The sequence below is a fragment of the Acidovorax sp. KPB24-03 genome (assembly GCF_057546605.1).
In genome coordinates, this window is the sequence record NZ_BAAJYR010000535.1 from 1 (window position 1) to 1974 (window position 1974).

Genomic DNA, 1974 nt, shown 5'->3' on the forward strand with positions numbered 1-1974 from the left:
CCCCGCTGGCCGTGCGCCAGGCGGTGCGCGAGCGCGAAAAAGCGCGCCATCGCCCGCGCCGCGCTGCGGCAGCTGCAACCCGGGCAGACGCTGTTCCTCGATGCCGGCAGCACCACCACCCTTCTGGCGGCGGAGCTGTCGTCCCTGTCGGGGATGACGGTGGTGACCAACAGCCTGAACGCCGCGCTCCAGCTGGCCGGGGCCGACGCCGGCCGCCCGGCGCGCAACGACGTCATCCTGCTGGGCGGCCGCACCGACCCCGGGGTGCGGGCCACGCACGGCGACATCACGGTGGCCGAGATCCACCGCTACCGCGCCGACGTGGCGCTGCTTTCGCCCGTGGGCATCCACTGCCTGCACGGGGCCACCAGCTTCGACCACCACGAGGCGGCCATCGCCCGCGCCATGGCGGCGCAGGCGCAGCGGCTCATCGTGCTGGCCGACCACAGCAAGATCGGCCAGGCCAGCCGCGTGGTGTATGCAGGCCTGCCCGAGATCGATACCATCGTGACCGATGCGGGCTCGCGCGCGCTGCCCGGCCTGTCGGCGCTGCAGGCGGCCGGCAGCCACGTCATCGTCGCCTGACCGTCCACGAAAGGCCCCCGACGCCCCATGCCCGCCAGCCGCTACCACCACACCGCCGGCGGACAGCGCTGGCAGTTCCGCGACCTGGGCGACGTGATGGCCAAGGCCACGCCGGCCCGGTCGGGCGACGTGCTGGCGGGCATCGCGGCGGGCACGGCGGTGGAACGCATGGCCGCGCGCATGTGCCTGGCCGATGTGCCGCTCGACCGCTTCCTGAGCGAAGCGCTGGTGCCCTACGAGGACGACGAGGTCACCCGCCTCATCATCGACACGCACGATGCCGCGGCCTTCGAGCCCATCGCCCACCTCACCGTCGGGGGGCTGCGCGACTGGCTGCTGGCCGCGGACAGCGCCCTGCTGACCGCGGTAGCCCCGGGCCTCACGCCCGAGATGGCGGCGGCCGTGAGCAAGCTCATGCGCAACCAGGACCTGGTGGCCGTCGCGCGCCGGTGCCGGGTGACCACGCGCTTTCGCAACACCCTCGGCCTGCCCGGGCACCTGGCCGTGCGGCTGCAGCCCAATCACCCCACGGACGACCTGCGTGGCATCGCCGCCTCGATGATCGACGGCCTGCTCTACGGCGCGGGCGACGCGGTGATCGGCATCAACCCGGCCACGGACAGCATCGCGGCCCTGACAGGCCTGGTGCACCGGCTTGACGAGGTGATTGCCACGCTGCGGATCCCCACGCAGTCCTGCGTGCTCACGCACGTGACCCACACCATCCAGATGATCGAGCAGGGCGCGCCGGTGGACCTGGTGTTCCAGTCCATCGCCGGCACCGAAAAGGCCAACGCCGGTTTCGGCGTGAACCTGGCCCTGCTGCATGAGGCGCGCGAGGCGGCCCTGTCGCTCCGGCGCGGCACGCTGGGCGACAACGTCATGTATTTCGAGACCGGCCAGGGCAGTGCCCTGTCGGCCGACGCCCACCACGGCGTGGACCAGCAGACCTGCGAGGCACGGGCCTACGGCGTGGCGCGCGCGTTCTCGCCCCTGCTCACCAACACCGTGGTCGGCTTCATCGGGCCGGAATACCTGTACGACGGCAAGCAGATCATCCGCGCGGGCCTGGAAGACCACTTCTGCGGCAAGCTGCTGGGCGTGCCGCTGGGCTGCGACGTCTGCTACACCAACCATGCCGAGGCCGATTCGGACGACATGGACACGCTGATGACGCTGCTGGGCGTGGCGGGCCTGACCTTCATCATGGGCGTTCCGGGTGCGGACGACATCATGCTCAACTACCAGAGCACCTCGTTCCACGACGCGCTGTACCTGCGCGAAGTGCTGGGCCTGCGGCGCGCACCCGAGTTCGAGGCCTGGCTGCAGCGCATGCAGCTGGCCGACGGGGCCGGCCGCCTGCTGCCCGCCGCGCAGCAGCGGCCCGCG

At 72.0% G+C, this 1974-nt stretch carries 2 protein-coding genes; both read left to right on the forward strand.

Features of this window, described 5'->3' with window-relative positions:
- Positions 1–585, forward strand: a 585-nt coding sequence (locus AC27KI_RS23650; protein WP_487116169.1) for a DeoR/GlpR family DNA-binding transcription regulator, incomplete at its 5' end; no start/stop codon positions are given.
- Between the two features lie 27 nt (positions 586–612).
- Positions 613–1974 (forward strand): ethanolamine ammonia-lyase subunit EutB (locus AC27KI_RS23655; RefSeq protein ID WP_487116171.1); only part of this gene is annotated, 1362 nt, incomplete at its 3' end.